Below are 21,608 nucleotides of genomic sequence, written 5' to 3' on the forward strand. Positions count from 1 at the left end.
GACAGGGCGATGGCCGGCCGATTTCCCCTCAGCCGCCGGACGCGCGGGGCGATCGCCGGCGGTGCCGGCGCCGTCGCCGGCCTGCTCACGGCGAATGCGCTGAAGGGCGCCTATGCCGATGTGCGCGACAGCGCGGTGCTCTACGCGCTGATCATGTTCCTCGCCTCCTTCTTCTTCATCTGGCTGCTGCGCGCCCTGCTGGACCGGCTGGACGCGGAAGATCGGCATCGCTGACCGGCCGGGCGGGCGCGGGATCGTCCTCCCTACCGGACAGGGCGTCATCCCGGACGGCCGGCAAGGCCGATGCGGGATCGCATGCCGACCGTAGCGCCTCGCGCGCGATTTCATCGAAGGTGCCGGCGCCTTCGGCGGAAGGGTTTTCGCTGGGTCCCGGCGCGGCGCTCCGCCTCCGGCGTCGCTGAGCCGGGACACGGGGAAGCGCGCCCCAGCGCGAAAGGCCCCGCGCCGTTGCCGGCCGGGGGCATGCGCCGTTTGCCTCGCCCGGTGAAGGGCGCGCGGGGCGCCGGGGCGGAAAGCTCCGGCGGTCGCCTGCACCGTGTGGGAAAAGGTGGTGCAAGCATTCAGTCAACCGTCCGACGCGCCGCCTCCGGCGCCCCGCACGCGGTGTTTGAGGCTTGCTCCGCACGCCCCCCGGAGGACTTACCGTTTCTATCCTCCGCTGCGGGAGCGGGCACCGGCGGACCGGCACCCCTCTCCCAGTGAACCGCGGTGAGCGGCCCGGGAACGCACGGCTTGGGCCGCCGCGGGCGCGGGTGCGTTATCCCCCGTCCACGGCCACCGCCCCTTCTCCCGCGCGAGCCGGCCGCTCCGGTTGCGCCCCCTCATCGGGAAAAGGTGCGCCCATTGTCGCCCCGCCGGCCGGGGGTGCGGATAAACTTTTTCCGGGAAAGCGCCGCGCGCCCGCCGGGGACTCTCCGGCACCATGCCGGCAACCATGCCGGCAACCATGTCATGCCCCGTGCATGGACCACGCCGCCCCCCTTTGCTAGAAGCGCGAAACCCGCCGCCCCGCAGACCGGACGCACCCGCATGCCCGCCGCCAACAGCCACGCCGAGGAACTGCTCGCGCTCTATGCGCGCGCCGGCTTCGCGCGCGTGGAGCCGCCCGTGCTCCAGCCGGCCGACGCCTTTCTCGACCTGTCGGGCGAGGAGATGCGGCGCACCATGTTCATCACCACGGACCCGGACGGGCGCGAGCTGTGCCTGCGGCCGGACCTGACGCTGCCGGTGTGCCGCCTCTACATCGCCGACGGCGCCGCGCAGCCGCGCGACTTCGCCTATCTCGGCCCGGTGTTCCGCTCCGACGTGGCGCAGGGCGAGCTCTTGCAGGCGGGCGTCGAATCCTTCGGCCGTCCCGACCGCGAGGCGGCGGACGCCGAGCTGCTGGCGCTGGGGCTGGAGACGGCGGCGCTGTGGGGCGCGATCGACCCGACGATCCGGCTCGGCGACGCCGGGCTGTTCGCCGCGCTGCTCGACGCGCTCGACCTGCCGCCCGGCTGGCGGCGGCGGCTGATCAAGGATTTCGCCCGTTCCGGCGACCTCGGCGCCGACCTCGCCATGCTCAAGCGCGCCCCGGAGGCCGGCGGCGTCACCGCCCATGCCGGTGTGCTCTCGGCGCTGGCCGGCTCCGACCCGGCGGCGGCGCGCGCGCTGGTGACCGACCTGCTCTCCATCGCCGGCATCTCGACGGTGGGCGGGCGCTCGGTCTCCGAGATCGCCGAGCGCTTCCTCGAGCAGGCGGCGCCCGGCGACGCCGAGGGGCTGGCGCCTTCCAAGGTCGCGGTGCTGGAGCGCTACCTCGCCATTCAGGGCAACCCCGACGTTGCCGCGAGCGCGCTGCGGAGGCTGGCCGACGAGGCGGGGCTGGACCTTGCCGCCGCGCTCGATTCCTTCGAGAGCCGCACCAATTTCATCGCCGCGCAGGGCATCGAGCCGGAGCGGCTCTCCTTCGCCGCCGCCTTCGGCCGCCCGCTCGACTATTACTCGGGCATGGTGTTCGAGCTGCACGAGAACGGGGCCGGTGCCCCGCTGGTCGCCGGCGGGCGCTATGACGGGCTGCTGGCGCGGCTGGGCGCGGCCGAGCCGATCCCCGCGGTCGGCTTCGCGGTCTGGCTCGACCGGCTCGACGCGGTGGAGGCACGGCTATGAGTTTCCCTTCCGCTTCCCCGCTCATCGTCGCCGTGCCCTCCAAGGGCCGGCTGCAGGAGAACGCCACCGCCTTCTTCGGCCGCGCCGGCATGTCGCTGAACCAGTCGCGCGGGGCGCGCGACTATCGCGGCACGCTGTCGGGCGTCGAGGGGGTGGAGGTCGCCTATCTCTCGGCTTCCGAGATCGCCAGCCAGCTTGCACAGGGCGCGGTGCATCTGGGCGTCACCGGCGAGGATCTGGTGCGCGAGAGCATACCGGACGCCGATTCCAAGGTGCTGCTGGTCGAGGGGCTGGGCTTCGGCCACGCCAATGTGGTGGTGGCGGTGCCGCAGGCCTGGATCGACGTGCGCACCATGCGCGACCTCGACGACGTGGCGACGCATTTCCACGCCACGCGCGGCCGGCGCGTGCGGGTGGCGACCAAGTACCTGAACCTCACGCGGGCCTTCTTTGCCCGCCACGGCATCGTCGACTACCGTATCGTCGAGAGCCTCGGGGCCACCGAGGGCACCCCGGCGGCCGGCACGGCGGAGCTGATCGTCGACATCACCACGACCGGCTCGACGCTGGCGGCCAACGCGCTGAAGGTGATCGACGACGGCGTGATGCTGCGCTCGGAGGCCAATCTCGTTGCCTCGCTCAATGCGGACTGGAACGAGGGCGCGCGGGCGAGTGCGCGGGCGCTGCTCGACCGGGTGACGGCGGCCAAGCGCGCGGCGACCATGCGCGAGGTGAAGACGCGCTTTGCCGCCTGCGACGTGCGCGTGGTCGACGAGGCGGTCGCCCGCTTCCGCGCCGTGGCGCCCTTCGGCGCGCCGACCTCGTCCGGCATGGTGACGCTGCACTGCCCGCCGGACACGCTGCACGGGCTCGCCGTGTTCCTGCGCGAGCAGGGCGCGGCGACGGTCTCGGTCGGCCCGCTCGACTATGTGTTCGCCGCCGAGAACCCGCTCTACGAGAAGCTGGCGGCGCGGATCGGGTAGGCCTCGCTGTCCCGGCCCAGCGGAGCCGAAGGCGAAGCGCCGCGCCGGGGCCCAGCGTGAAACCCTTTTGCCGTTCTCTCCGGAAGGTTCAGTCGCTGCGCGGAATCTTTCCTGGGTCCCGGATCGGCGCCGCGCGAGGCACGGCTTGTCCGGGAAACGGGTTTCACCCCCGCGCGGCCTGCGGGTCGTCGTCCTCGGCGGGCAGGGCGAACGCCGCCGCCTCGCCCATCGCATGGCCGAACAGGATGAGGCAGGGGCCGGAGGCTCCTTCCGCCACCGCGCGCTCCAGCGCCCCTGCCAGCGTGCCGACGGTGGCGGGGACCTGCCGCTCCTCCGGCCGTGTGGCGGAAAAGACGGCGATGGCCGGCGTCGCCGGATCGAGCCCGGCCGCCATCGCCTTGCCGGCAAGCTCGCCCCAGGTGCGCTGGGGCATGTAGACCACCGTCGTCGCTGCCCGGTCGGCCAGCGCCTGCCAATCGAGGTCGCGCGGCAGCTTGCCATCGCGGGCGTGGGCGGTGATGAATTGCAGCCGGCGGGCATGGTCGCGATGGGTGAGCGAGACGCCGAGCCGGCTCGACGCGCCCTGCGCCGCCGAGATGCCGGGCACCACCTCCACCGGCAGGCCGGCGGCACGGGCGGCGGCGATCTCCTCGCCGGCGCGGCCGAACACCATCGGGTCGCCGCCCTTGAGGCGGACCACGCGCTTGCCCTGCTTCGCCAGCGAGACCATCAGCGCGTTGATGTCGTCCTGCTTGCAGGAGGGGCGGTAGCCGGTCTTGCCGACCAGCATCCTGCGCGCCTCGCGGCGGGCGACATCCAGCACGGCGGGGGCGACAAGGTCGTCATAGAGCACGACGTCGGCCGATTGCAGCACGCGCACGGCCTTCAGCGTCAGCAGTTCCGGGTCGCCCGGCCCGGCGCCCACCAGCGCCACCGAGCCGCGCGGCGCATCGGTGCGCTCGGCCTCGGCGCGGGCGAGAAGGGTTTCGCGAAGCGCGTCGGACGGCGCGGCCTCCGGCGTCTCCAGCGCGGCCTGGGTGAAGCGCTCCCAGAAGCGGCGGCGGCCCTGATAGGAGAGGGCGAGGGCGGCGACGGAGGGGCGCCAGCCGCGCGCGGCCTCGGCCCAGCGCTTGAAGCCCTGCGGGATCACCGCCTCGATCTTGGCGCGCACCGCCTGCCCGAAGACCGGGGCGGCGCCGTCGGTGGAGATGCCGACCACCAGCGGCGAGCGGTTGACGATGGCGCCGAAGGCGAAGTCGCAGAAGGCGGGCTTGTCGACCACGTTGACCGGCACGCCGGCAGCACGCGCGGCGGCGGCGAAGCGCGCGCCTTCCTCGTCCTCCTCGACGGCGCCGATGGCCAGTGCCGCGCCGGCGAGATCGGCCGGGGTCCAGTCGCGGGCAATGAGCGTGAGCGTGCCGTCGGGCGGGGCGGCGGCGAGTGCGGCGAGGTCCTCGCAGAAGGCGGGGGCGAACACCTCCACCCGCGCCCCGGCGGCGCAGAGCAGCTCCGCCTTCCACGCCGCCGCCTCCGAGCCGCCGGCCAGCACGACACGGCGGCCGCTGAGCGCGAAGAACACCGGCAGCCGGGCGAGCGGCGCCATGCGCGCGGCGGCATCGGCGGCGCGGCGGTCGGCGGAGGGGAAGGAAGCGTCTTGGGTCATCGCGAGCAGGGGGGTGAGGCGGACGATCTTGTCCTTATCACATGATTTAAACGTCTAATGAAGTCAATAAACGGAGATCGTGCGGAAAATGGGTCGGCGCCCGTTCAGTGGGTCTTTTCCGACAGCCGGTCGGTCCAGGCCAGCACCACGCCGGAGAGCACGAAGACGACGTGGATGATGACCAGCCACATGAGCTGCTTCTCGTCCACGCCGCGGTCGAGATTCATGAAGGCCTTCAGCAGCGCGATGGCGGAGATGGCGACGATCGAGGCGAGCAGCTTCTGCTTGAGGCCGGAGAAATCGACCTTGGTCATCCATTCCGGCCAGTCCGAATGGCCCGACGCGTCGATCTTGGAGACGAAGTTCTCGTAGCCCGAGAAGATGACGATGATGACCAGGCTGCCGGTAAAGGTGAGGTCGATCAGCGCGAGGATGCCGAGGATGGTGTCGCTCTCGTCGAACTGCGTCGCGTGGGTGACGAAGTGGAAGAGTTCGTTGGCGAATTTGAACAGCAGCACCAGCAGCGCGATCACCAGCCCGATGTAGAACGGCGCCATGATCCAGCGGCTGATGAAGATGAAGCGTTCGATGAGCTTTTCCATGCCGCCCCCGTCCCGGTCCGCCGCATCTCGCGGCTGCGAGATGGGTGGCACGCCGGCACGAGGACGGCAAGGGGGGCGCCGCGCGGCGCCGGCGGCAGGGCGCGGGCAGCGACGGCCCGGCGCGCCTAGGGGGGCGGCAGCTTCTGGTAGGTGTTCTTGAGATCGTCCTGGATGACGATGGCGGTGCCGGAGGCGACCGCCAGCAGGTCCTGCGCCGGCGTCACGACCGAATAGCGCCAGCCGGCGGGCAGCTTCAGCCGCGCGCCCAGCGCCGGCAGGTCGGCATAGGCGAGCGCGGGATCGACGATCTGCGCGTAGGACTGCATGACATAGGCGGCGCCGTCCGGCGCGATGAGCCGGAAGGTCGGCTTGCCGGCGTCGAAGCGATAGGTGGTGTCGCGCTCGATGGTCTGTTCGGTATAGGCCGGCCCGGTCGCCTGATGCAGCGAGAGGCCGACTTCGGCGCGCTTGGCCATGGTGATGCCGCCGACCGTGATGATCTCGCCGGTCTTCGTCTCGCCGCCGGCGACGATGCCGTCCATGATGAAATGGCGCGGGCCGTTCATCACCACGGCGAGGGTGTCGAACTCCCGGAACAGGTCGCGGCGGGTCAGCGCCTCCCATTTGTCGGCGGGGCAGTCGTCGAATCCGAGCGTGTTGAAGACGTCGGCCTTCAGCCCGTCCAGCGTCACGTGGATCGCCACCAGCTCGCAATAGCGCGCGTCGCGCAGCACCGCCGGGAGGTGCGGCGTCGGCGTCTGCGCAGGGGCGGCGAAGGGGAACAGGACGGCGAGGAGGGGGAGAAGCGGCGCAAGGCGGCGGGCGGGGCGCGGCAGGGTCATGGCGGGGCACCGGCGGGTGAAGGAGAACGCTACGCTAGCGCCGCTCGCTTCCCCACCGGAAGACGAAAAGCCGATGCGACCAGGAATAGACGGGGCGGGGAACAGGCAGGAGCGGCGGCCGGCGCCACCCCGCCAGCGAACCCGCCCCGTCGCCGGGGCGGGAGGGACGGCTCAGGCCGCGACGCCGGTGCCGATGGGGCAGGAAACGCCGGTGCCGCCGAGGCCGCAATAGCCGTTCGGGTTCTTGGCGAGGTACTGCTGGTGATAGCCCTCGGCGAAGTAGAAGGTCGGGGCGTCGACGATCTCGGTGGTGATCGCGGAGAAGCCCTTGGCCTTCAGCGCCGCCTCATAGGCCGCCTTGCTCGCCTGCGCCGGCGCGCGCTGCTCCGGCGAGGTCAGGTAGACGCCGGAGCGGTAGGTGGTGCCGACGTCGTTGCCCTGCCGCATGCCCTGCGTCGGGTCGTGGCTTTCCCAGAACAGCTTCAGCAGCGCGTCGTAGCTGACGACCGCCGGATCGAAGACCACCAGCACCGCCTCGGCATGGCCGGTGAGGCCGGTGCAGGTCTCCTCATAGGTCGGGTTCGGCGTGATGCCGTTGATGTAGCCGACCGCCGTCACCCACACGCCGGGGGTCTGCCAGAACTTGCGCTCGGCGCCCCAGAAGCAGCCGAGGCCGAAGATCGCGGTCTGGAAGCCTTCCGGATAGGGCCCCTTGAGCGCGTGGCCGTTGACGAAATGGCGCTCGGCCGTCGGCAGCGGCTGCGCGCGGCCCGGCAGCGCCTGCTCGGGCGTGGGCAGGTCGGCACTCTTCTTGAAGAAGAACATGGGGAACATCCCTTTATCTGGATGGCCCCAATGTAGGTATCGCGCGCGACATTTGCGAGGGGAGCGGCCTTTGGCGCGCCGGCCCGCCCTATTGCGCCTTCGGCCGGCCGATCAGCAGCAGCACGATGCCGACGACGCCGAGCACGGCGAAGAGCGGGGCGCCGAGCACCGGCACGGCGAGATGCTCCCACACCGCGTTCGACAGGTTCGTCTCGACGGTGGACTGGAAGCGGGCGAGCGTGTCGGGGCTGGTGGCGAGCCAGGTGACGCCGAGCGGGGTGGTGACGATCTCCGAGGCGGCGATGGAGCGAACGCCGTCGAGCACCAGGGCCACGAAGGCGCCGGCCAGTACCCACAGCCCGACGAAGCGGAAGAGAAAACGGATCATGAATGCCGGTCTCCTGACCCCGCCGCGCCTGCGGCGTGCCCCCTCTTAGACGCCATCGCGGAACGGCCGCAAGGGGGCGCTGGTGGGGCGCGGGTGGGACGAGGCCTGTCCGCCGGTCTCGTCCCGGAGGGACAGCGATCCCGGTTCTCAACTGCGCCCCGGCCGGGATGACGACCTTGCGTGGAGGGCGGCCGGCCCATGCGCGTCATTGCGCCGCCGCCTCGCGGGTCCGTGAGAACCCGTGCCCTTGATGCAGATCAAGGTTGCGAGGCCCCCGCGGCGCAAAAGCTCCCGCCACAGCATGGAGTCGTTCCAGATCGGGCGATCGGAGCGTGGAGGATCGCATGTCGCAACCAAACACCCCCGGGGCGGAGTTCAGCGGTTCGGGCGCCACCGAGCCGGGCGTGGACCAGTCGGGCCGCAAGAAGCTGACCTTCGGCGAAGGCGGCCTCGCCATCGTCTTCGCGTTCCTGACGGTGTCGTGCATCACCGTCGCGGCCAAGGCGACGGACCCGGCCTATGCCTTCCACGCCTATCTCTCGGCCTTCGCGAGCCTGGCGACGGTGTTCGTGATCTTCAACCGCTATTTCGACCGGCCGGCGGCGCTGCCGCCGCTCGAAATCGACGGCAAGCCGAACTACAATTTCGGCCCGGTGAAGTTCGCCACGCTCGCGGCGATGTTCTGGGGCATCGCCGGCTTCCTCGTCGGCGTGGTGATCGCCTTCCAGCTCGCCTTCCCGGTGCTGAACCTCGATCTGCCCTGGACCGCCTTCGGCCGGCTGCGCCCGCTGCACACCTCGGCGGTGATCTTCGCCTTCGGCGGCAACGTGCTGCTGGCGACCTCGTTCTATGTGGTTCAGCGCACCTCGCGGGCCCGCCTCGCCGGCTATCTGGCGCCGTGGTTCGTGGTGCTGGGCTACAATTTCTTCATCGTCATCGCCGGCACGGGCTATCTGCTCGGCATCACCCAGGGCAAGGAATACGCCGAGCCGGAATGGTACGCCGACCTGTGGCTGACCGTGGTGTGGGTGACGTATCTGCTGGTGTTCCTCGCCACGCTCTGGCGCCGCCGCGAACCGCACATCTATGTGGCGAACTGGTTCTACCTGGCCTTCATCGTCACCATCGCGATGCTGCACCTCGGCAACAACGCCAGCATCCCGGTCTCGGTGTTCTCGCCCAAGTCCTACATCGTCTGGTCGGGCGTGCAGGACGCCATGGTGCAGTGGTGGTACGGCCATAACGCGGTCGGCTTCTTCCTGACCGCCGGCTTCCTCGCCATCATGTACTACTTCATCCCCAAGCGCGCCGACCGGCCGGTCTATTCCTACCGGCTGTCCATCGTGCACTTCTGGGCGCTGATCTTCATCTACATCTGGGCCGGCCCGCACCACCTGCACTACACCGCGCTGCCGGACTGGGCGCAGACGCTCGGCATGACCTTCTCGATCATCCTGTGGATGCCGAGCTGGGGCGGCATGATCAACGGCCTGATGACGCTCTCGGGCGCGTGGGACAAGCTGCGCACCGACCCGGTGCTGCGCATCATGGTGGTGTCCGTCGCCTTCTACGGCATGTCGACCTTCGAGGGTCCGCTGATGTCGGTGAAGTCGGTGAACTCGCTCTCCCACTACACCGACTGGACCATCGGCCACGTGCATTCGGGCGCGCTGGGCTGGGTCGCCTACATCTCCTTCGGCGCCATCTACTGCCTGGTGCCGTGGCTGTGGAAGAAGCGCGAGCTCTACTCGCTGCGCCTCGTCAACTGGCACTTCTGGATCTCCACCATCGGCATCGTCTTCTACATCTCGTCGATGTGGGTGGCGGGCATCCTGCAGGGCCTGATGTGGCGCGCCTACACCTCGCTCGGCTTCCTCGAATACTCCTTCATCGAGACCGTCGAGGCGATGCACCCCTTCTACCTCATCCGCGCGGTGGGCGGCGTGCTGTTCCTCGTCGGCGCCCTGCTGATGGCCTTCAATCTCTACATGACGATCCGCGAGCCGGGCGCCGCCGAGGCGGACAGCGGCGTGCGCAACCCTTCCCTCGTGCCGGCTGAGTGAGGACGCGAACCATGGCCGACGCAGCCGCTACCAAGAAGTCCACCTCGATCTGGGCCAGGCACGCGTTCTTCGAGAGGAACTCGATCTGGCTCCTGATCGGCATCCTGCTCGTCGTCGCGATCGGCGGTCTCGTCGAGATCGTGCCGCTGTTCTACCTCAAGAGCACCATCGAGAAGGTCTCCGGCGTGCGTCCCTGGACGCCGCTGGAGCTGGCCGGGCGCAACATCTATGTCCGCGAGGGCTGCTACAACTGCCACTCGCAGATGATCCGCCCGCTGCGCGACGAGGTGGAGCGCTACGGCCACTACTCGCTGGCGGCCGAGAGCATGTATGACCGCCCGTTCCAGTGGGGCTCCAAGCGCACCGGGCCGGACCTCGCCCGCGTCGGCAACAAATATTCCGACGAATGGCAGCGCCAGCACCTCGCCGATCCGCGCTCGGTGGTGCCGGGCTCGATCATGCCGGGCTACCCCTTCCTGGCGCAGACCCGGCTGAAGACCGGCGAGATCGCCGCCGACCTGAAGGTGAACGCCGTGCTCGGCGTGCCCTACAGCGAGGAGATGATCGCCGACGCGCTGGCCGACCTGCACGCCCAGGCCGATCCCAATGCCGACGCCGCGGCGCTGCAGAAGCGCTACCCCGGCGCCCAGCAGCGCGACTTCGACGGCAATCCGAAGGAGCTCACCGAGGCCGACGCGCTGATCGCCTATCTGCAGGCGCTCGGCACCATGGTCGACTTCAAGCTCTACGACGACAAGGCAAACATCCGCTGAGGAGGCCGGGATGAACGAGACCTATCGCGCCCTCGCCGAGTTCGCCCAGACCTGGGGGCTCCTGTACTTCGTCGGCCTTTTTGCCTGCGTGCTGTTCTACGCGCTGTCGCCGAAGAACAAGAAGCAGTTCGAAGACGCCGCCCGCCTGCCTCTGAGCGAGGACTGAGACCATGGCCGACACCAATGCGCATGGCGCGCACAAGCATGACGTGGACGCCGTCAGCGGCGTCGCCACCACCGGCCACGAGTGGGACGGCATACGCGAGCTGAACAACCCGCTGCCGCGCTGGTGGCTGTGGACCTTCTATGCCTGCATCGTCTGGGCGGTGATCTACTGGATCGTCTATCCCGCCTGGCCGCTGGTGACGGGTTACACCTCCGGCGTGCTCGGCTGGAAGTCGCGCGAGGCGATCCAGGTGCAGCTCGCGGACCTGCGCACCCAGCGCGCGGCCTTCGCCGACAAGCTGCAGGCCGCCTCGCTGGAGGAGATCGAGGCCAGTCCCGAGCTGCTGGCCTTCGCCCGCGCCCAGGGCCGCGCCGCCTTCGGCGACAATTGCGCGCCCTGCCACGGCGCCGGCGCCGCCGGCTCGCGCGGCTACCCGAACCTGAACGACGACGACTGGCTGTGGGGCGGCTCGCTGGAGCAGGTGCAGCAGACCATCCTGCACGGCATCCGCTCCACCGACGCGGACGCCCATGTCGGCGACATGCCCGCCTTCGGCCGCGACGCCATGTTGCAGCGGCCCGAGATCGTGGCGGCGGCGGACTATGTGCGCTCGCTCTCCGGCCTGCCGGTGCCGCAGGGCGTGACGCCCGACCTCGCCAAGGGCAAGGACGTGTTCGAGGCCAACTGCGCCGCCTGCCACGGGCCGGACGGCAAGGGCAATCCCGAGCTCGGCGCACCCAACCTGACGGACGGCATCTGGCTCTACGGCTCCAGCCGCGACAACGTGATCGCCTCCGTCACCAATGGGCGCGCCGGCATCATGCCGGCCTGGGCGGGCCGTCTCGATCCGACCACCATCAAGGCGCTGACGGTCTACGTCCACGCGCTCGGCGGAGGCCGGTAACAGGGCAGGCCGGGCGCGGCCGGACCGCCGGGTGGGGCGGGACGGCTGCGACATCGGCTCGCATGCGGCGGGACGTTCCAGCGACGTCCCGCCGCATAAGCATTTTCCCGCCCGGCATGGACCGGATCAACGGGCCAGAGTGGCGGCATTAGAAAGCCTCCAGCAAGGTCTCGGGGATTCTCATGAACATGGCGACCAAGGTGGAGACGGCGGTCGAGGAGAGCATCGACGACGTTCCCCTCTACGAGGCGCGGCGCAAGATCTACCCGATCGCCGTGCACGGCACCTTCCGGCGCATCAAGTGGACGCTGCTGATCGTCACGCTGGGCATCTACTACCTGCTGCCCTTCGTGCGCTGGGATCGCGGCCCGAACGCACCCTCGCAGGCCGTGCTGGTCGACCTCGCCAACGGGCGGTTCTATTTCTTCTTCATCGAGATCTGGCCGCAGGAAATCTATTACGTCACCGGCCTGCTCATCCTCGCCGCGCTGGTGCTGTTCCTGATGAACGCGGTCGCCGGGCGGGTCTGGTGCGGCTATCTCTGCCCGCAGACCGTGTGGACCGACCTGTTCCAGGCCATCGAGCGCATGGTCGAGGGCGACCCGCGCCAGCGCCGCGAGAAGCTGAAGAACGCCTCGCGCGGCCAGCGCGCCTTCGAGGCTGCCGCCAAGCATTTCCTCTGGCTGATGGTGGCGTGGTGGACCGGCGGCGCGTGGGTGCTCTATTTTGCCGACGCGCCGACGCTGGTCTGGCAGCTCTTCACCGGCACCGCGCCGCTGGTCGCCTATGCCTGGATCGGCATCCTCACCTTCACGACCTATGTGCTGGCCGGCCACATGCGCGAGCAGGTGTGCACCTATATGTGCCCCTGGCCGCGCATCCAGGCCGCGCTCACCGACGAATACGCCTTCAACGTCACCTATCGCTACGACCGCGGCGAGCCGCGCGGCTCGCTCAAGAAGACCGAGGCGCTCAAGCGCGAGGGCCTGCCGGCGGGCGACTGCGTGGACTGCCGGCAATGCGTCGCTGCCTGCCCGACGGGGGTCGACATCAGGCTCGGCGCGCAGCTCGCCTGCGTGCAGTGCGGCCTGTGCATCGACGCCTGCGACACGGTGATGGCGAAGGTCGGCCGGCCCGCCGGGCTGATCGCCTACGACACCGAGATGAATGTCGAGCGCCGCCAGCAGGGCCTGCCGCCGGTGACGAAGGTGCTGCGCGCCCGCACCGTGCTCTATGCCGGGCTGATCCTCCTCGTCGGCGGCATCATGGTGGCCAGCCTGGCGACGCGCGGCTCGGAGGGCGTGGCGGTGATCCACGACCGCAACCCGCTCTTCGTGCAGCTCTCGGACGGCGCGATCCGCAACGCCTACACGCTGCGCATCGTCAACAAGCAGCCGCAGCCGCGCCGCTTCGCCATCGCGGTGGACGGGGTGCCGGAGGCGCGGCTCGAAATCGCCGGCGGCATCTCGCAGGCCGAGAACGGCCAGCCCGTGGTCGAGGTCGGGCCGGACCAGACCTATGAGCTGCGCGTGCTGGTCTCGACCCACGCGAAGCTGCCGGCCGAGGCCTCGCTGCCCGTCACCTTCCGCATCACCGACGTGGCCGGCGGCGAGACCTCCTCCGCCCCCGACCATTTCAAGGGCCCCTGAGCCCGCCGCACCCCGGAGAGGACGATCATGCCGACCCGCGCGACCTCCCTCGACGACAGCCCTCCCGCCGGCCGGCCGCTGACCGGCCGTGCCGTGCTGCTGTGCTTCGTCGGCTTCTTCGGCGTCGTCTTTACGGCGAATTTCTTCCTCGTCCGCGCGGCGGTGACGAGCTTCGGCGGGGTGGAGACCGAGAGCTCCTACCAGGCGGGCCTCGTCTTCCGGCAGGAGAGCGAGGCGGCGGCGGCGCAGGAGGCGCGCCACTGGCAGGTCGCCGCCCATATCGGCGACGGCCGGGTGGAGATGAGCGCCCGCGACGCGCAGGGGCTGCCGCTCGCCGGGCTCGACGTGGCGATGCGCTTCCACCACCCCACTGACCGGCGCTTCGACGTTACGCTCGCGCCCGAGCCGGCGGGCGCCGGCACGTGGCAGGCGCGCGAGAGCGTGCCGCCGGGCCAGTGGGATCTCGTCATCGAGCTGAGCCGCGACGGCACGCGCCTGTTCCGCTCCACCAACCGCGTGATCGTCCACTAGGGAGGGCTCGCCATGGGTGCGCAGGTCATCGCCTTGCCCGCCGCCGCCCGGCGCGCGCCGGTCGCCGCCCCCGCCGGCGAGGCGACGCAGGACTATTCGCTGTTCCTGCGCCACGATCCGGGCGGGGAGACCGAGATGGCCTTCGCCGTCGAGGGCATCGACTGCGCCGCCTGCATCGACGAGATCGAGGACGGCGCCGAGGCGCTGCCCGGGGTGGCCCGCGCGCGGCTTAACTACACGACGCACCGGCTGACCGTCGGCTGGCAGGCCGGCGCGGAGGCGAAGCCCGCCGAGCTGCTCGCCGCGCTGGCGCGCCTCGGCTACCGCGCCTATCCCTTCGAGGCCGACCGGCTGGAGGAGATCGAGAACGCCACCTCCCGCCATCTGCTGCGGTGCCTCGCGGTCGCCGGCTTCGCCATGATGAACATCATGCTGCTGTCGGTGTCGGTATGGTCGGGCAACGTCACCGACATCACGCCGGAGACGCGCGACTTCTTCCACTGGCTCTCCGCGCTGATCGCCCTGCCGGCCGCCGCCTATGCCGGCCAGCCCTTCTTCCAGAGCGCGTTCCGGGCGCTGAAGGCGCGCTCGCTCAACATGGACGTACCGATCACGCTCGGCGTGCTGCTGGCGCTCGGCGTCTCCGTATTCGAAACGCTGAACAGCGCCCAGCACGCCTATTTCGATTCGGCGGTGATGCTGCTCTTCTTCCTGCTCACCGGCCGCTATCTCGACCACGCCATGCGCCGGAAGACCCGCGCGGAGGCCGGCAACCTCGCCGCGCTGAAGGCGACGCGCGCCAACCGCATCGAGCCCGACGGCTCGCTCGTCACCGTGCCGGCCGCCGCCATACGGCCCGGCGACGAGGTGATGCTGCGCGCCGGCGAGCGCGCGCCGGTGGACGGGGTCGTGCTGTCGGGCGCCGCCGCCGTCGACGAGAGCCTCGTCACCGGCGAGACGCTTCCCCGTGCCGTCGCGGCCGGCGAGAGCGTGCATGCGGGCAGCCTCGTGCACGACGGGGTGCTGCGCCTGCGCACCACGGCGGTGGGCGAGGACACCTTCCTCGACGAGATCGAGCGGCTGCTCGACAGGGCCTCGACGGCACGCGGGCGCTATATCCGCCTCGCCGACCGGGCGGCACGGCTCTATGCGCCGATGGTGCACACGACGGCGCTGCTGTCCCTCATCGGCTGGCTCGTCGCCGGCGCCTCGGTGCACCATGCGGTGCTGATCGCGGTGGCGGTGCTCATCATCACCTGCCCCTGCGCGCTGGCGCTCGCCGTGCCGGCGGTGCAGGTGGTGGCGGCCGGGGCGCTGATGCGGGCCGGCGTGCTGCTCAATTCCGGCGACACGTTCGAGCGGCTGGCCGAAGTCGACACGGTGGCGTTCGACAAGACCGGCACGCTGACCCTGCCCGAGCCGCGCCTCGCCAATGAGGACGCCGTGCCCGCCCATCTCCTCGACGTCGCCGCCCGGCTGGCGCTGGCAAGCACCCACCCGCTGGCCCGCGCGGTGGCGCTGGCCCGGCCCGGCGCGGTGGCCCCGGCGGAGCTTGCCGAAGTGCCCGGCGCCGGCGTCGAGGGCGAGATCGACGGCGTGCCGGCCCGGCTCGGCAGCCCCGTCTTCTGCCGCTGCGAGGCGCTGGCGGCGCGCATCGCCGCAGGTGCGCCCGATGCCTCGCTGGTGGCCGTGCGGCTCGGCGAGGAATGCGCGGTGCTGAAGGTGCGCCAAGCCCTGCGGCCCGACGCCCGGGCGGTGATCGACACGCTGCGCCGCGCAGGCCGCCATGTCGTGCTCATCTCCGGCGACCGCCGCGAGGCGGTGGCGCCGGTGGCGGCGGAACTGAGTATCGAGGACTGGTGGGCGGAAGCCCGGCCGGCCGACAAGATCGCCGTGCTGGACAGCCTTTCCGCCGCCCGCCGCCGCGTGCTGATGGTGGGCGACGGGCTGAACGACGCGCCCTCGCTGGCGAGCGCCCATGTCTCGTTGTCGCCGATCACCGCGGCGGACGTGACGCGCGCCCATGCCGACGCGGTGTTCCTCGGCGAGAGGCTGGCGCCGGTGCTGACCGCGCTCGCCGTCTCGGCCCGCGCGCGGCACCTGATGCGGCAGAACCTGATGATCGCCGTGATCTACAATTTCATCGCCGTGCCGCTGGCCATAGCCGGCTACGTGACGCCGCTGGTGGCGGCGCTCGCCATGTCCGGCTCCTCGGTCATCGTCACGCTGAACGCGCTGCGTGCCCGGCTCGGCACGCGGGGAGGAAACTGATGGGCGTGCTGCTCTATCTCGTGCCGGCGGCGCTCACGCTGGGCCTGCTCGGCCTTGGCGCCTTCATGTGGTCGCTACGCTCGGGCCAGTATGAGGATCTGGACGGCGCCGCCGTGCGCGTGCTGGCCGATGACGACCTCGCCGACGGCGAGCCCGCCGTCGGGGCCGGCCGGCGATGAGCGCGGGCGAGGTTTTCGACGAGGGCGTCGGCGCGGCGCGGGCGGGCCGTCTCGGCTGCGCCTGCCCGGAAGATGCCGGCCCGCTGCGCCGTCCGCTCGGCGCCGGGCGGCTTGCCACCGGCTTCGCGCTGGTGGTGCTGGCGCAGGCGCTCACCCTCGGCGTGCTGCCGCTGGCCGGCGCCATGCTGGCGCCGCCCGCCTCGGCGGTATCCCTCCTCCCGATGGCGCATCTTCCCCTTGCCGCCTTCCTCGCCGGCGCGGCGCTCGCCAGCCTGCCGGCAAGTTTTTTGCTCGACAGTTTCGGCCGGCGCGCCGGCTTCGCGCTGGGCGCGAGCCTGGGCTTCGCCGGCGGGCTGCTGGCGGCCTATGCGCTGCTGCTCGCCAGCTTCCCCATGCTGGTGGTCGGCGCGCTGTGGCTCGGCGCGGCGCAGGGCTTCGGCCTGTTCTACCGCCACGCGGCGGCCTTCGGCGCCGGGGCGGGGGACGGGCAGGGGAACGCGCAAGGGGCCGCACAAGGGACTGCGGTGGCGCGGCTGATCGGCGCCGGCGCGCTGGCCGGGCTCGTCGGGCCGCTGCTGGCCGGCTTGGCCGAGGAGGCCCTCGCGCCCTACACCTTCGCCGGCACGCTGGGGCTCGCCGCGCTCGCCCAGCTCGGCGTGCTGGCCTTCGCCGTGCTGCTGCCGGAGGCGCGCGCCTCGCACGCCGCCTTCACCGTCGAGGCGATGAAGACTTCCGCGCCGGCCGCGCGGCTGCCGTGGCGGGCGATGACCATGCCGACCGCGCTCGCCGCGCTCGCCTGGGGCGCGATGACCGCCACCATGGCCGGGGCGCCGCTGGCCCTCGCCGGCTGCGGCATCGGTGTGCCCGCGATCTCCGGCGTGGTCGCCTGGCATGTGGTGGCGATGTATGCCCCCGCGCTCGCCGCCGGCCGGCTGGCGGCCCGCCTCGGGGCCGGCACGCTGGCGCTCGCCGCGCTGGCGCTGTGCCTCGGCGCGGCGGCGACGGTGAGCCTGTCGGGCGAGGCGCTGCCGATCTCGCTCGCCTTTCTCGGCGTCGGCGCCGGCTGGTCGCTCGCCACCGCCGCTACGACGCTGATGCTGCACGGGCGCGGCGTGCCCTCACGCCTCCAGCTTGGCCTTCACGACGGCGCCCTGCTGCTCGCGGCCCTGGCGGGCGTGCTGGTCTAGCGGCGGCGGGCGGCGTCCCGGGTATCGCGGCGTCGGGTCGATGTGCCTGCGCCCCTCATATCCCGGCCCGTTTCTCGCCGTCATCCCGGACGGCCGCAGGCCGATCCGGGATCGCGGGCCATCGGCGGATGACGATCCCGGCTCTCCGCTTCGCGGAGCCTGCCCTTGGGCTTGCCAATGGCAAGACCCGAGGCGCCGGGATGACGGCTTTCGTCCGGCCGTGATGACGGCGTCGCCGGCGGGATGACAGCTGCGCTCCGGCCGGGATGACGGACTATGGCTCCGACGCCCGCTTTCCCTTACGCTCTATCCGCCCTGCCGCTTCCTTGACGCCCTTCCGATTTTATGTAAGTGATCGCTCACTAACAGAGATGGATGGGGAGAAACGGCGATGTTCACGCGGCTCATGTCGGCACGGCGCTTCGCCCCGCTGTTCTGGTGCCAGTTCTTCGCCGCCTTCAACGACAATTTCGTGAAGAACGCGATGGCGCTGCTGATCCTCTACGGCATCGCCCATGAGAATGGCGGCGCGCTGGTGACGCTGGCCGGCGGCGTGTTCATCCTGCCCTTCTTCCTGTTCTCCAGCCTCGGCGGCCAGCTCGCCGACCGCTACGACAAGTCGCTGATCGCCCGGCGGGTGAAGTTCGCCGAGATCTGGATCGTGCTGGTGGCGAGCGCCGGCTTCGTGCTGCAGTCCATCCCCATGCTGTTCGCCGGCCTGTTCCTGATGGGCGTGCTCAGCGCGCTGTTCGGCCCGGTGAAATACGGCATCCTGCCCGACCATCTCGCCAAGGACGAACTGGTCGCCGGCAATGCGCTGATCGAGACCGCGACCTTCGCCGCCATTCTCGGCGGCACGGTGGGCGGCGCGCTCGCCTTCACCCATACCGGCGACTGGGCGGTGGCCGGCCTTACCTTCGTGCTGGCGGTGATCGCCTGGCTTTCCGCACGCGCCATTCCGCGCACCCTGCCGGGCGCGCCGGACTTGGTGATCGACCGTAACATCTGGCGCAGCACCATGACGCTGCTCAGCGAATTGAGGGCGGAGCGGCCGATCTGGCGCGGCGCCCTCATCGTCTCCTGGTTCTGGCTGGTCGGCGCCGTGGTGCTCTCGCTGCTGCCGACGCTGGTGAAGGAGAATATCGGCGGGCACGAGGGGGTGGTGACGCTGTTCCTCGTGCTGTTCACCGTCGGCGTCGCCCTCGGCTCGACCCTCGCCGCCAAGTTGTCGGAGGGGCGCATCCTCATGGCGCTGGTGCCGGCCGCCGGCATCGCCATGGGCGTCTTCGCGCTCGACCTCGCGCTGATGATGGGTTCGGCCACGCCCGGCGCCGTGCCGGTCGGCTGGTACGACTTCCTCACCTCGGGCCTCGGCATTCACGCCGCCATCGGGCTGATCGGGCTCGCGGCGGCGGGCGGCGCCTTCGTGGTGCCGACCTTCGCCTTCATCCAGGCCGAGGCCGGCGAGGACCGCCGCGCCCGCGTGATCGCCGGCAACAACGTGCTGAACGCCGCCTTCATGGTGGCCGGCGCCGTGGTGGTCGCCGGGCTGCAGATGGCGGGCGTCGGCGCGCCGGCGCTGCTGGGGCTCATCGGCGGCTGCTGCTTCGTGGCGGCGATCCTCGCCGGGCGCGCCTTCCAGGGGCAGGTGCTGCGCGACCTGATCCAGATCGTGTTCCGCGTGCTGTTCCGCGTCGAGGTGACGGGCGCCGAGCACCTCAAGGCCGCCGGCCCCGGCTCGGTGATCGCCATCAACCATGTGAGCTTCCTCGACGCGCCGCTGATCATGGCGTTGCTCGACAACGACCCGGTCTTCGCGGTCGACCGCGCCATCGCCGAGAAATGGTGGGTGAAGCCCTTTCTCAAGCTGGTGCGCGCCTTCCCGCTCGACCCGACCAAGCCCATGGCGACGCGCGACCTGATCCGCCAGGTGCAGCAGGGCGAGCAGCTGGTGATCTTCCCCGAGGGGCGCATCACCGTCACCGGCTCGATCATGAAGATCTATGACGGCTCGGCGCTGGTCGCCGACAAGGCCGACGCGCCGGTCGTGCCGGTGCGCATCGAGGGGCTGGAGCAGACCTATTTCTCCCGGCTCGACAGCCACCAGACCCGCAAGCGCCTGTTCCCCAAGGTGCGCGTCACCATCCTGCCGCCGCGCAAGCTGGCGGTCGACAAGGAGCTGCTCGGCCGCAAGCGCCGGCGCGCGGCGGGCGCGGCGCTCTACGACGTGATGAGCGACCTCGTCTTCGAGACGAGCCACACCGGCATGACGATCTATCAGGCGGTGGAGGAGGCGGCGGTGCGCCTCGGCAAGCACCGCATCGTGCTGGAGGACCCGCTCGGCACCATCCTCTCCTACCGCAAGCTGCTGCTCGGCGTGAACATCCTCGGCGACAAGCTGGCGCGCGAGACGGCGCGCGGCGAGAAGGTCGGCGTGCTGCTGCCCAACGCGGCGGGCATCGCCGTGGTGTTGCTTGGCCTGTCGCGCCACGGCCGCGTGCCGGTCATGCTCAACTACACCGCCGGCGCCCACAATCTCGTGCTGGCCTGCAAGGCGGCGCAGGTGAAGCTGGTCGTCGCCTCACGCGCCTTTGTCGAGAAGGCGCGGCTGGAGGCGGAGGTGGCCGAACTCGAAAAGCACGTGCGCGTGCTGATGAGCGAGGACATCCGCGCCAGCGTCGGCACCGCCGACAAGATCAAGGCGCTGCTGCCGCTGCCCGCGCCGAAGCCGGCCGATCCGGACGAGCCGGCCTTCGTGCTGTTCACCTCCGGCTCGGAAGGCACGCCCAAGGGCGTCGTGCTCTCCCACCGCAACATATTGACCAATGTCGCGCAGGTGGCGGCGCGCATCGACTTCTCGCCCGCCGACATCATGTTCAACGTGCTGCCGGTGTTCCATTCCTTCGGGCTCACCGGCGGGCTGGTGCTGCCGATGGTGTCGGGGCTGAAGACCTATCTCTACCCCTCGCCGCTGCATTACCGGATCATCCCGGAGCTGGTCTACGCCACCAACGCCACGGCCATCGTCGGCACCGACACCTTCCTCATGGGCTATGCCCGCACCGCCAATCCTTATGACTTCCGCTCGCTGCGCTTCGTGGTGGCGGGCGCCGAGCCGGTGAAGGCGGAGACGCGGCGCGTGTGGATGGAGAAGTTCGGCCACCGCATACTGGAGGGCTACGGCGTTACCGAATGCTCGCCGGTGCTGGCGGTGAACACGCCGATGTTCAACCGCGTCGGCACGGTGGGTCGCATGCTGCCGGGCCTCCACCACCGGCTGGAGACCGTCACGGGCATCGAGGAGGGCGGGCGCCTGCAGGTGCGCGGGCCGAACGTGATGCTCGGCTATATCAGGGCCGAGGCGCCGGGCGTGCTGGAGCCGCCCGAGCACGGCTGGTACGACACCGGCGACATCGTGGCGCTCGACGAGGAAGGCTTCGTCGCCATTCGCGGCCGGGTGAAGCGCTTCGCCAAGATCGCCGGCGAGATGATCTCGCTGGCCGCCGTCGACGCCATGGCGGCGGCGCTGCGGCCGGACGGCCAGCATGTCGCGGTGGCGGTGCCCGATCCCCGGCGCGGCGAGCGCGTCATCCTGATGACCACCACGCCCGACCTGTCGCGCGCGGCGATGCAGGAGCTCGGCCGCGAGAGCGGGGCGAGCGAGCTGATGATCCCCACCGAGATCATGGCGATGGACGAGCTGCCGCTGCTCGGCTCCGGCAAGGTCGACTTCACCCGCGCCCGCGTCCTCGCGCTTGAGGCCATCGCCGCGCATGGCGCGGCGGCGGGAGCCGGCGCATGAAGACGGCGCCGCGCGCCGCCGCGCGTCCCCGCCGGGGCCGCACCGGCGACACGCGCGCGCGCATCGAAGCGGCGGCGGTGGCGCTGTTCGCGCGCAAGGGTGTCGACGGCACCTCGGTGCGCGACATCGCCGAACAGGTCGGGGTGAGCGAGGGCGCGCTCTACCGCCATTTCCCTTCCAAGGAGGAGCTGGCGCGCGAGCTGTTCCTCACCCGCTACGCCGCGCTGGCCGGCGAGATCTGCGCCGTCGAGGCGGGGCAGGGGTCGCGGGAGGCGAAGATCGCGGCGGTGGTGGGGCTCGCCTGCCGGCTGTTCGACGCCGAGCCGGCGCTGTTCGCCTATCTCCTCATCCACCAGCACGCCCATCTCGCCCATGTGCCCGACGAGGCCGAGGCCAATGTGGTGGAGGCGGTGGCGCGTCTGCTGCGCGGCGCCGGCGTGCCGGCGGAACGGCTCGGTCTCGCCAGCGCGCTGGCGCTCGGCTGCGTGGTTCAGCCGGCGGTGTTCGCGCTGTACGGGCGCATCGACGGCCCCCTCGCCGCGCAGGCCGACGCCATCGCGGCGGCGGTGACGGGGATCGTCGAGCGCGCGCGCGGACGCTGATCACTGTCA

At 71.0% G+C, this 21,608-nt stretch carries 19 protein-coding genes; 14 read left to right on the forward strand and 5 right to left on the reverse strand.

Annotation, left to right across the window (positions count from 1 at the left end):
• Positions 1–9: 9 nt before the first annotated feature.
• From MWN33_RS04220 to hisG, 3 genes are all read left to right on the forward strand, one after another.
• The gene (locus MWN33_RS04220) at positions 10–234 is read left to right on the forward strand and encodes a hypothetical protein (RefSeq protein WP_247199044.1); all 225 of its coding nucleotides are present in this window, start codon (positions 10–12) and stop codon (positions 232–234) included.
• A gap of 816 nt (positions 235–1,050) precedes the next feature.
• Positions 1,051–2,169: an ATP phosphoribosyltransferase regulatory subunit gene (locus MWN33_RS04225; RefSeq protein ID WP_247199046.1), complete on the forward strand. Its 1,119-nt coding sequence runs from the start codon at positions 1,051–1,053 to the stop codon at positions 2,167–2,169.
• Entirely contained in the window at positions 2,166–3,152 is a 987-nt protein-coding gene (gene hisG, locus MWN33_RS04230) for an ATP phosphoribosyltransferase (RefSeq protein ID WP_247199048.1), read from the forward strand. The genes MWN33_RS04225 and hisG overlap by 4 nt, the downstream gene beginning before the upstream one ends.
• Positions 3,153–3,315: 163 nt before the next feature.
• Here the strand turns inward: hisG and cysG are convergent, their stop codons facing one another.
• The 5 genes from cysG to MWN33_RS04255 form a co-directional block, all read right to left on the reverse strand.
• Positions 3,316–4,815, reverse strand: coding sequence for a siroheme synthase CysG (cysG, locus tag MWN33_RS04235; RefSeq protein ID WP_247199050.1), 1,500 nt, complete (start codon positions 4,813–4,815; stop codon positions 3,316–3,318).
• A gap of 104 nt (positions 4,816–4,919) precedes the next feature.
• Positions 4,920–5,417 carry a TIGR00645 family protein gene (locus tag MWN33_RS04240; RefSeq protein WP_247199052.1) on the reverse strand — a complete coding sequence of 166 codons (498 nt, stop codon included), beginning with the start codon at positions 5,415–5,417 and terminating at the stop codon, positions 4,920–4,922.
• A gap of 125 nt (positions 5,418–5,542) precedes the next feature.
• Positions 5,543–6,259, reverse strand: coding sequence for a hypothetical protein (locus MWN33_RS04245; RefSeq protein WP_247199054.1), 717 nt, complete (start codon positions 6,257–6,259; stop codon positions 5,543–5,545).
• A gap of 171 nt (positions 6,260–6,430) precedes the next feature.
• Entirely contained in the window at positions 6,431–7,084 is a 654-nt protein-coding gene (gene msrA / locus MWN33_RS04250) for a peptide-methionine (S)-S-oxide reductase MsrA (RefSeq protein WP_247199056.1), read from the reverse strand.
• Positions 7,085–7,172: 88 nt separating this feature from the next.
• Positions 7,173–7,472 (reverse strand): hypothetical protein, encoded by a 300-nt coding sequence (locus tag MWN33_RS04255; protein ID WP_247199058.1) that lies wholly within the window; start codon positions 7,470–7,472, stop codon positions 7,173–7,175.
• A gap of 344 nt (positions 7,473–7,816) precedes the next feature.
• On the opposite strand from MWN33_RS04255, the gene ccoN reads away from it, so the two are divergent.
• The 11 genes from ccoN (at position 7,817) to MWN33_RS04310 (ending at position 21,599) form a co-directional block, all read left to right on the forward strand.
• Positions 7,817–9,535, forward strand: coding sequence for a cytochrome-c oxidase, cbb3-type subunit I (gene ccoN, locus MWN33_RS04260; RefSeq protein ID WP_247199060.1), 1,719 nt, complete (start codon positions 7,817–7,819; stop codon positions 9,533–9,535).
• Between the two features lie 11 nt (positions 9,536–9,546).
• Positions 9,547–10,308 (forward strand): cytochrome-c oxidase, cbb3-type subunit II, encoded by a 762-nt coding sequence (gene ccoO / locus MWN33_RS04265; protein ID WP_247199061.1) that lies wholly within the window; start codon positions 9,547–9,549, stop codon positions 10,306–10,308.
• 10 nt (positions 10,309–10,318) lie between these two features.
• A complete protein-coding gene (locus tag MWN33_RS04270) occupies positions 10,319–10,474 on the forward strand; it encodes a cbb3-type cytochrome c oxidase subunit 3 (protein ID WP_152304052.1) in 156 nt (51 codons plus the stop codon).
• A 4-nt stretch (positions 10,475–10,478) separates the two neighbouring features.
• Positions 10,479–11,378 carry a cytochrome-c oxidase, cbb3-type subunit III gene (gene ccoP / locus MWN33_RS04275; protein ID WP_247199064.1) on the forward strand — a complete coding sequence of 300 codons (900 nt, stop codon included), beginning with the start codon at positions 10,479–10,481 and terminating at the stop codon, positions 11,376–11,378.
• 182 nt (positions 11,379–11,560) lie between these two features.
• Positions 11,561–13,027, forward strand: a complete 1,467-nt coding sequence (gene ccoG / locus MWN33_RS04280; RefSeq protein WP_247199066.1) for a cytochrome c oxidase accessory protein CcoG — start codon at positions 11,561–11,563, stop codon at positions 13,025–13,027.
• Positions 13,028–13,054: 27 nt separating this feature from the next.
• Positions 13,055–13,558 (forward strand): FixH family protein, encoded by a 504-nt coding sequence (locus MWN33_RS04285; protein ID WP_247199068.1) that lies wholly within the window; start codon positions 13,055–13,057, stop codon positions 13,556–13,558.
• 12 nt (positions 13,559–13,570) lie between these two features.
• Entirely contained in the window at positions 13,571–15,829 is a 2,259-nt protein-coding gene (locus MWN33_RS04290) for a heavy metal translocating P-type ATPase (protein ID WP_247199070.1), read from the forward strand.
• On the forward strand, positions 15,829–16,008 hold the full coding sequence (gene ccoS, locus MWN33_RS04295) for a cbb3-type cytochrome oxidase assembly protein CcoS (RefSeq protein WP_247199072.1): 180 nt from the start codon (positions 15,829–15,831) through the stop codon (positions 16,006–16,008). The genes MWN33_RS04290 and ccoS overlap by 1 nt, the downstream gene beginning before the upstream one ends.
• Positions 16,005–17,195 carry a hypothetical protein gene (locus tag MWN33_RS04300; protein WP_247199074.1) on the forward strand — a complete coding sequence of 397 codons (1,191 nt, stop codon included), beginning with the start codon at positions 16,005–16,007 and terminating at the stop codon, positions 17,193–17,195. The genes ccoS and MWN33_RS04300 overlap by 4 nt, the downstream gene beginning before the upstream one ends.
• 391 nt (positions 17,196–17,586) lie before the next feature.
• Positions 17,587–20,997: an acyl-[ACP]--phospholipid O-acyltransferase gene (locus tag MWN33_RS04305; RefSeq protein ID WP_247199075.1), complete on the forward strand. Its 3,411-nt coding sequence runs from the start codon at positions 17,587–17,589 to the stop codon at positions 20,995–20,997.
• Positions 20,994–21,599, forward strand: coding sequence for a TetR/AcrR family transcriptional regulator (locus tag MWN33_RS04310; RefSeq protein ID WP_247199077.1), 606 nt, complete (start codon positions 20,994–20,996; stop codon positions 21,597–21,599). The genes MWN33_RS04305 and MWN33_RS04310 overlap by 4 nt, the downstream gene beginning before the upstream one ends.
• Positions 21,600–21,608: the final 9 nt, after the last annotated feature.

The sequence above is a fragment of the Ancylobacter koreensis genome (assembly GCF_023016525.1).
Classification (GTDB): domain Bacteria; phylum Pseudomonadota; class Alphaproteobacteria; order Rhizobiales; family Xanthobacteraceae; genus Ancylobacter; species Ancylobacter koreensis.

Excerpts from the sequence above, each read along its gene's own strand:
- MWN33_RS04220 (WP_247199044.1), top strand. The coding sequence starts at position 10 with ATGGCCGGCCGATTTCCCCTCAGCCGCCGGACGCGCGGGGCGATCGCC.
- MWN33_RS04225 (WP_247199046.1), top strand. The coding sequence starts at position 1,051 with ATGCCCGCCGCCAACAGCCACGCCGAGGAACTGCTCGCGCTCTATGCG.
- hisG (WP_247199048.1), top strand. The coding sequence starts at position 2,166 with ATGAGTTTCCCTTCCGCTTCCCCGCTCATCGTCGCCGTGCCCTCCAAG.
- cysG (WP_247199050.1), bottom strand. The coding sequence starts at position 4,815 with ATGACCCAAGACGCTTCCTTCCCCTCCGCCGACCGCCGCGCCGCCGAT.
- MWN33_RS04240 (WP_247199052.1), bottom strand. The coding sequence starts at position 5,417 with ATGGAAAAGCTCATCGAACGCTTCATCTTCATCAGCCGCTGGATCATG.
- MWN33_RS04245 (WP_247199054.1), bottom strand. The coding sequence starts at position 6,259 with ATGACCCTGCCGCGCCCCGCCCGCCGCCTTGCGCCGCTTCTCCCCCTC.
- msrA (WP_247199056.1), bottom strand. The coding sequence starts at position 7,084 with ATGTTCTTCTTCAAGAAGAGTGCCGACCTGCCCACGCCCGAGCAGGCG.
- MWN33_RS04255 (WP_247199058.1), bottom strand. The coding sequence starts at position 7,472 with ATGATCCGTTTTCTCTTCCGCTTCGTCGGGCTGTGGGTACTGGCCGGC.
- ccoN (WP_247199060.1), top strand. The coding sequence starts at position 7,817 with ATGTCGCAACCAAACACCCCCGGGGCGGAGTTCAGCGGTTCGGGCGCC.
- ccoO (WP_247199061.1), top strand. The coding sequence starts at position 9,547 with ATGGCCGACGCAGCCGCTACCAAGAAGTCCACCTCGATCTGGGCCAGG.
- MWN33_RS04270 (WP_152304052.1), top strand. The coding sequence starts at position 10,319 with ATGAACGAGACCTATCGCGCCCTCGCCGAGTTCGCCCAGACCTGGGGG.
- ccoP (WP_247199064.1), top strand. The coding sequence starts at position 10,479 with ATGGCCGACACCAATGCGCATGGCGCGCACAAGCATGACGTGGACGCC.
- ccoG (WP_247199066.1), top strand. The coding sequence starts at position 11,561 with ATGAACATGGCGACCAAGGTGGAGACGGCGGTCGAGGAGAGCATCGAC.
- MWN33_RS04285 (WP_247199068.1), top strand. The coding sequence starts at position 13,055 with ATGCCGACCCGCGCGACCTCCCTCGACGACAGCCCTCCCGCCGGCCGG.
- MWN33_RS04290 (WP_247199070.1), top strand. The coding sequence starts at position 13,571 with ATGGGTGCGCAGGTCATCGCCTTGCCCGCCGCCGCCCGGCGCGCGCCG.
- ccoS (WP_247199072.1), top strand. The coding sequence starts at position 15,829 with ATGGGCGTGCTGCTCTATCTCGTGCCGGCGGCGCTCACGCTGGGCCTG.
- MWN33_RS04300 (WP_247199074.1), top strand. The coding sequence starts at position 16,005 with ATGAGCGCGGGCGAGGTTTTCGACGAGGGCGTCGGCGCGGCGCGGGCG.
- MWN33_RS04305 (WP_247199075.1), top strand. The coding sequence starts at position 17,587 with ATGTTCACGCGGCTCATGTCGGCACGGCGCTTCGCCCCGCTGTTCTGG.
- MWN33_RS04310 (WP_247199077.1), top strand. The coding sequence starts at position 20,994 with ATGAAGACGGCGCCGCGCGCCGCCGCGCGTCCCCGCCGGGGCCGCACC.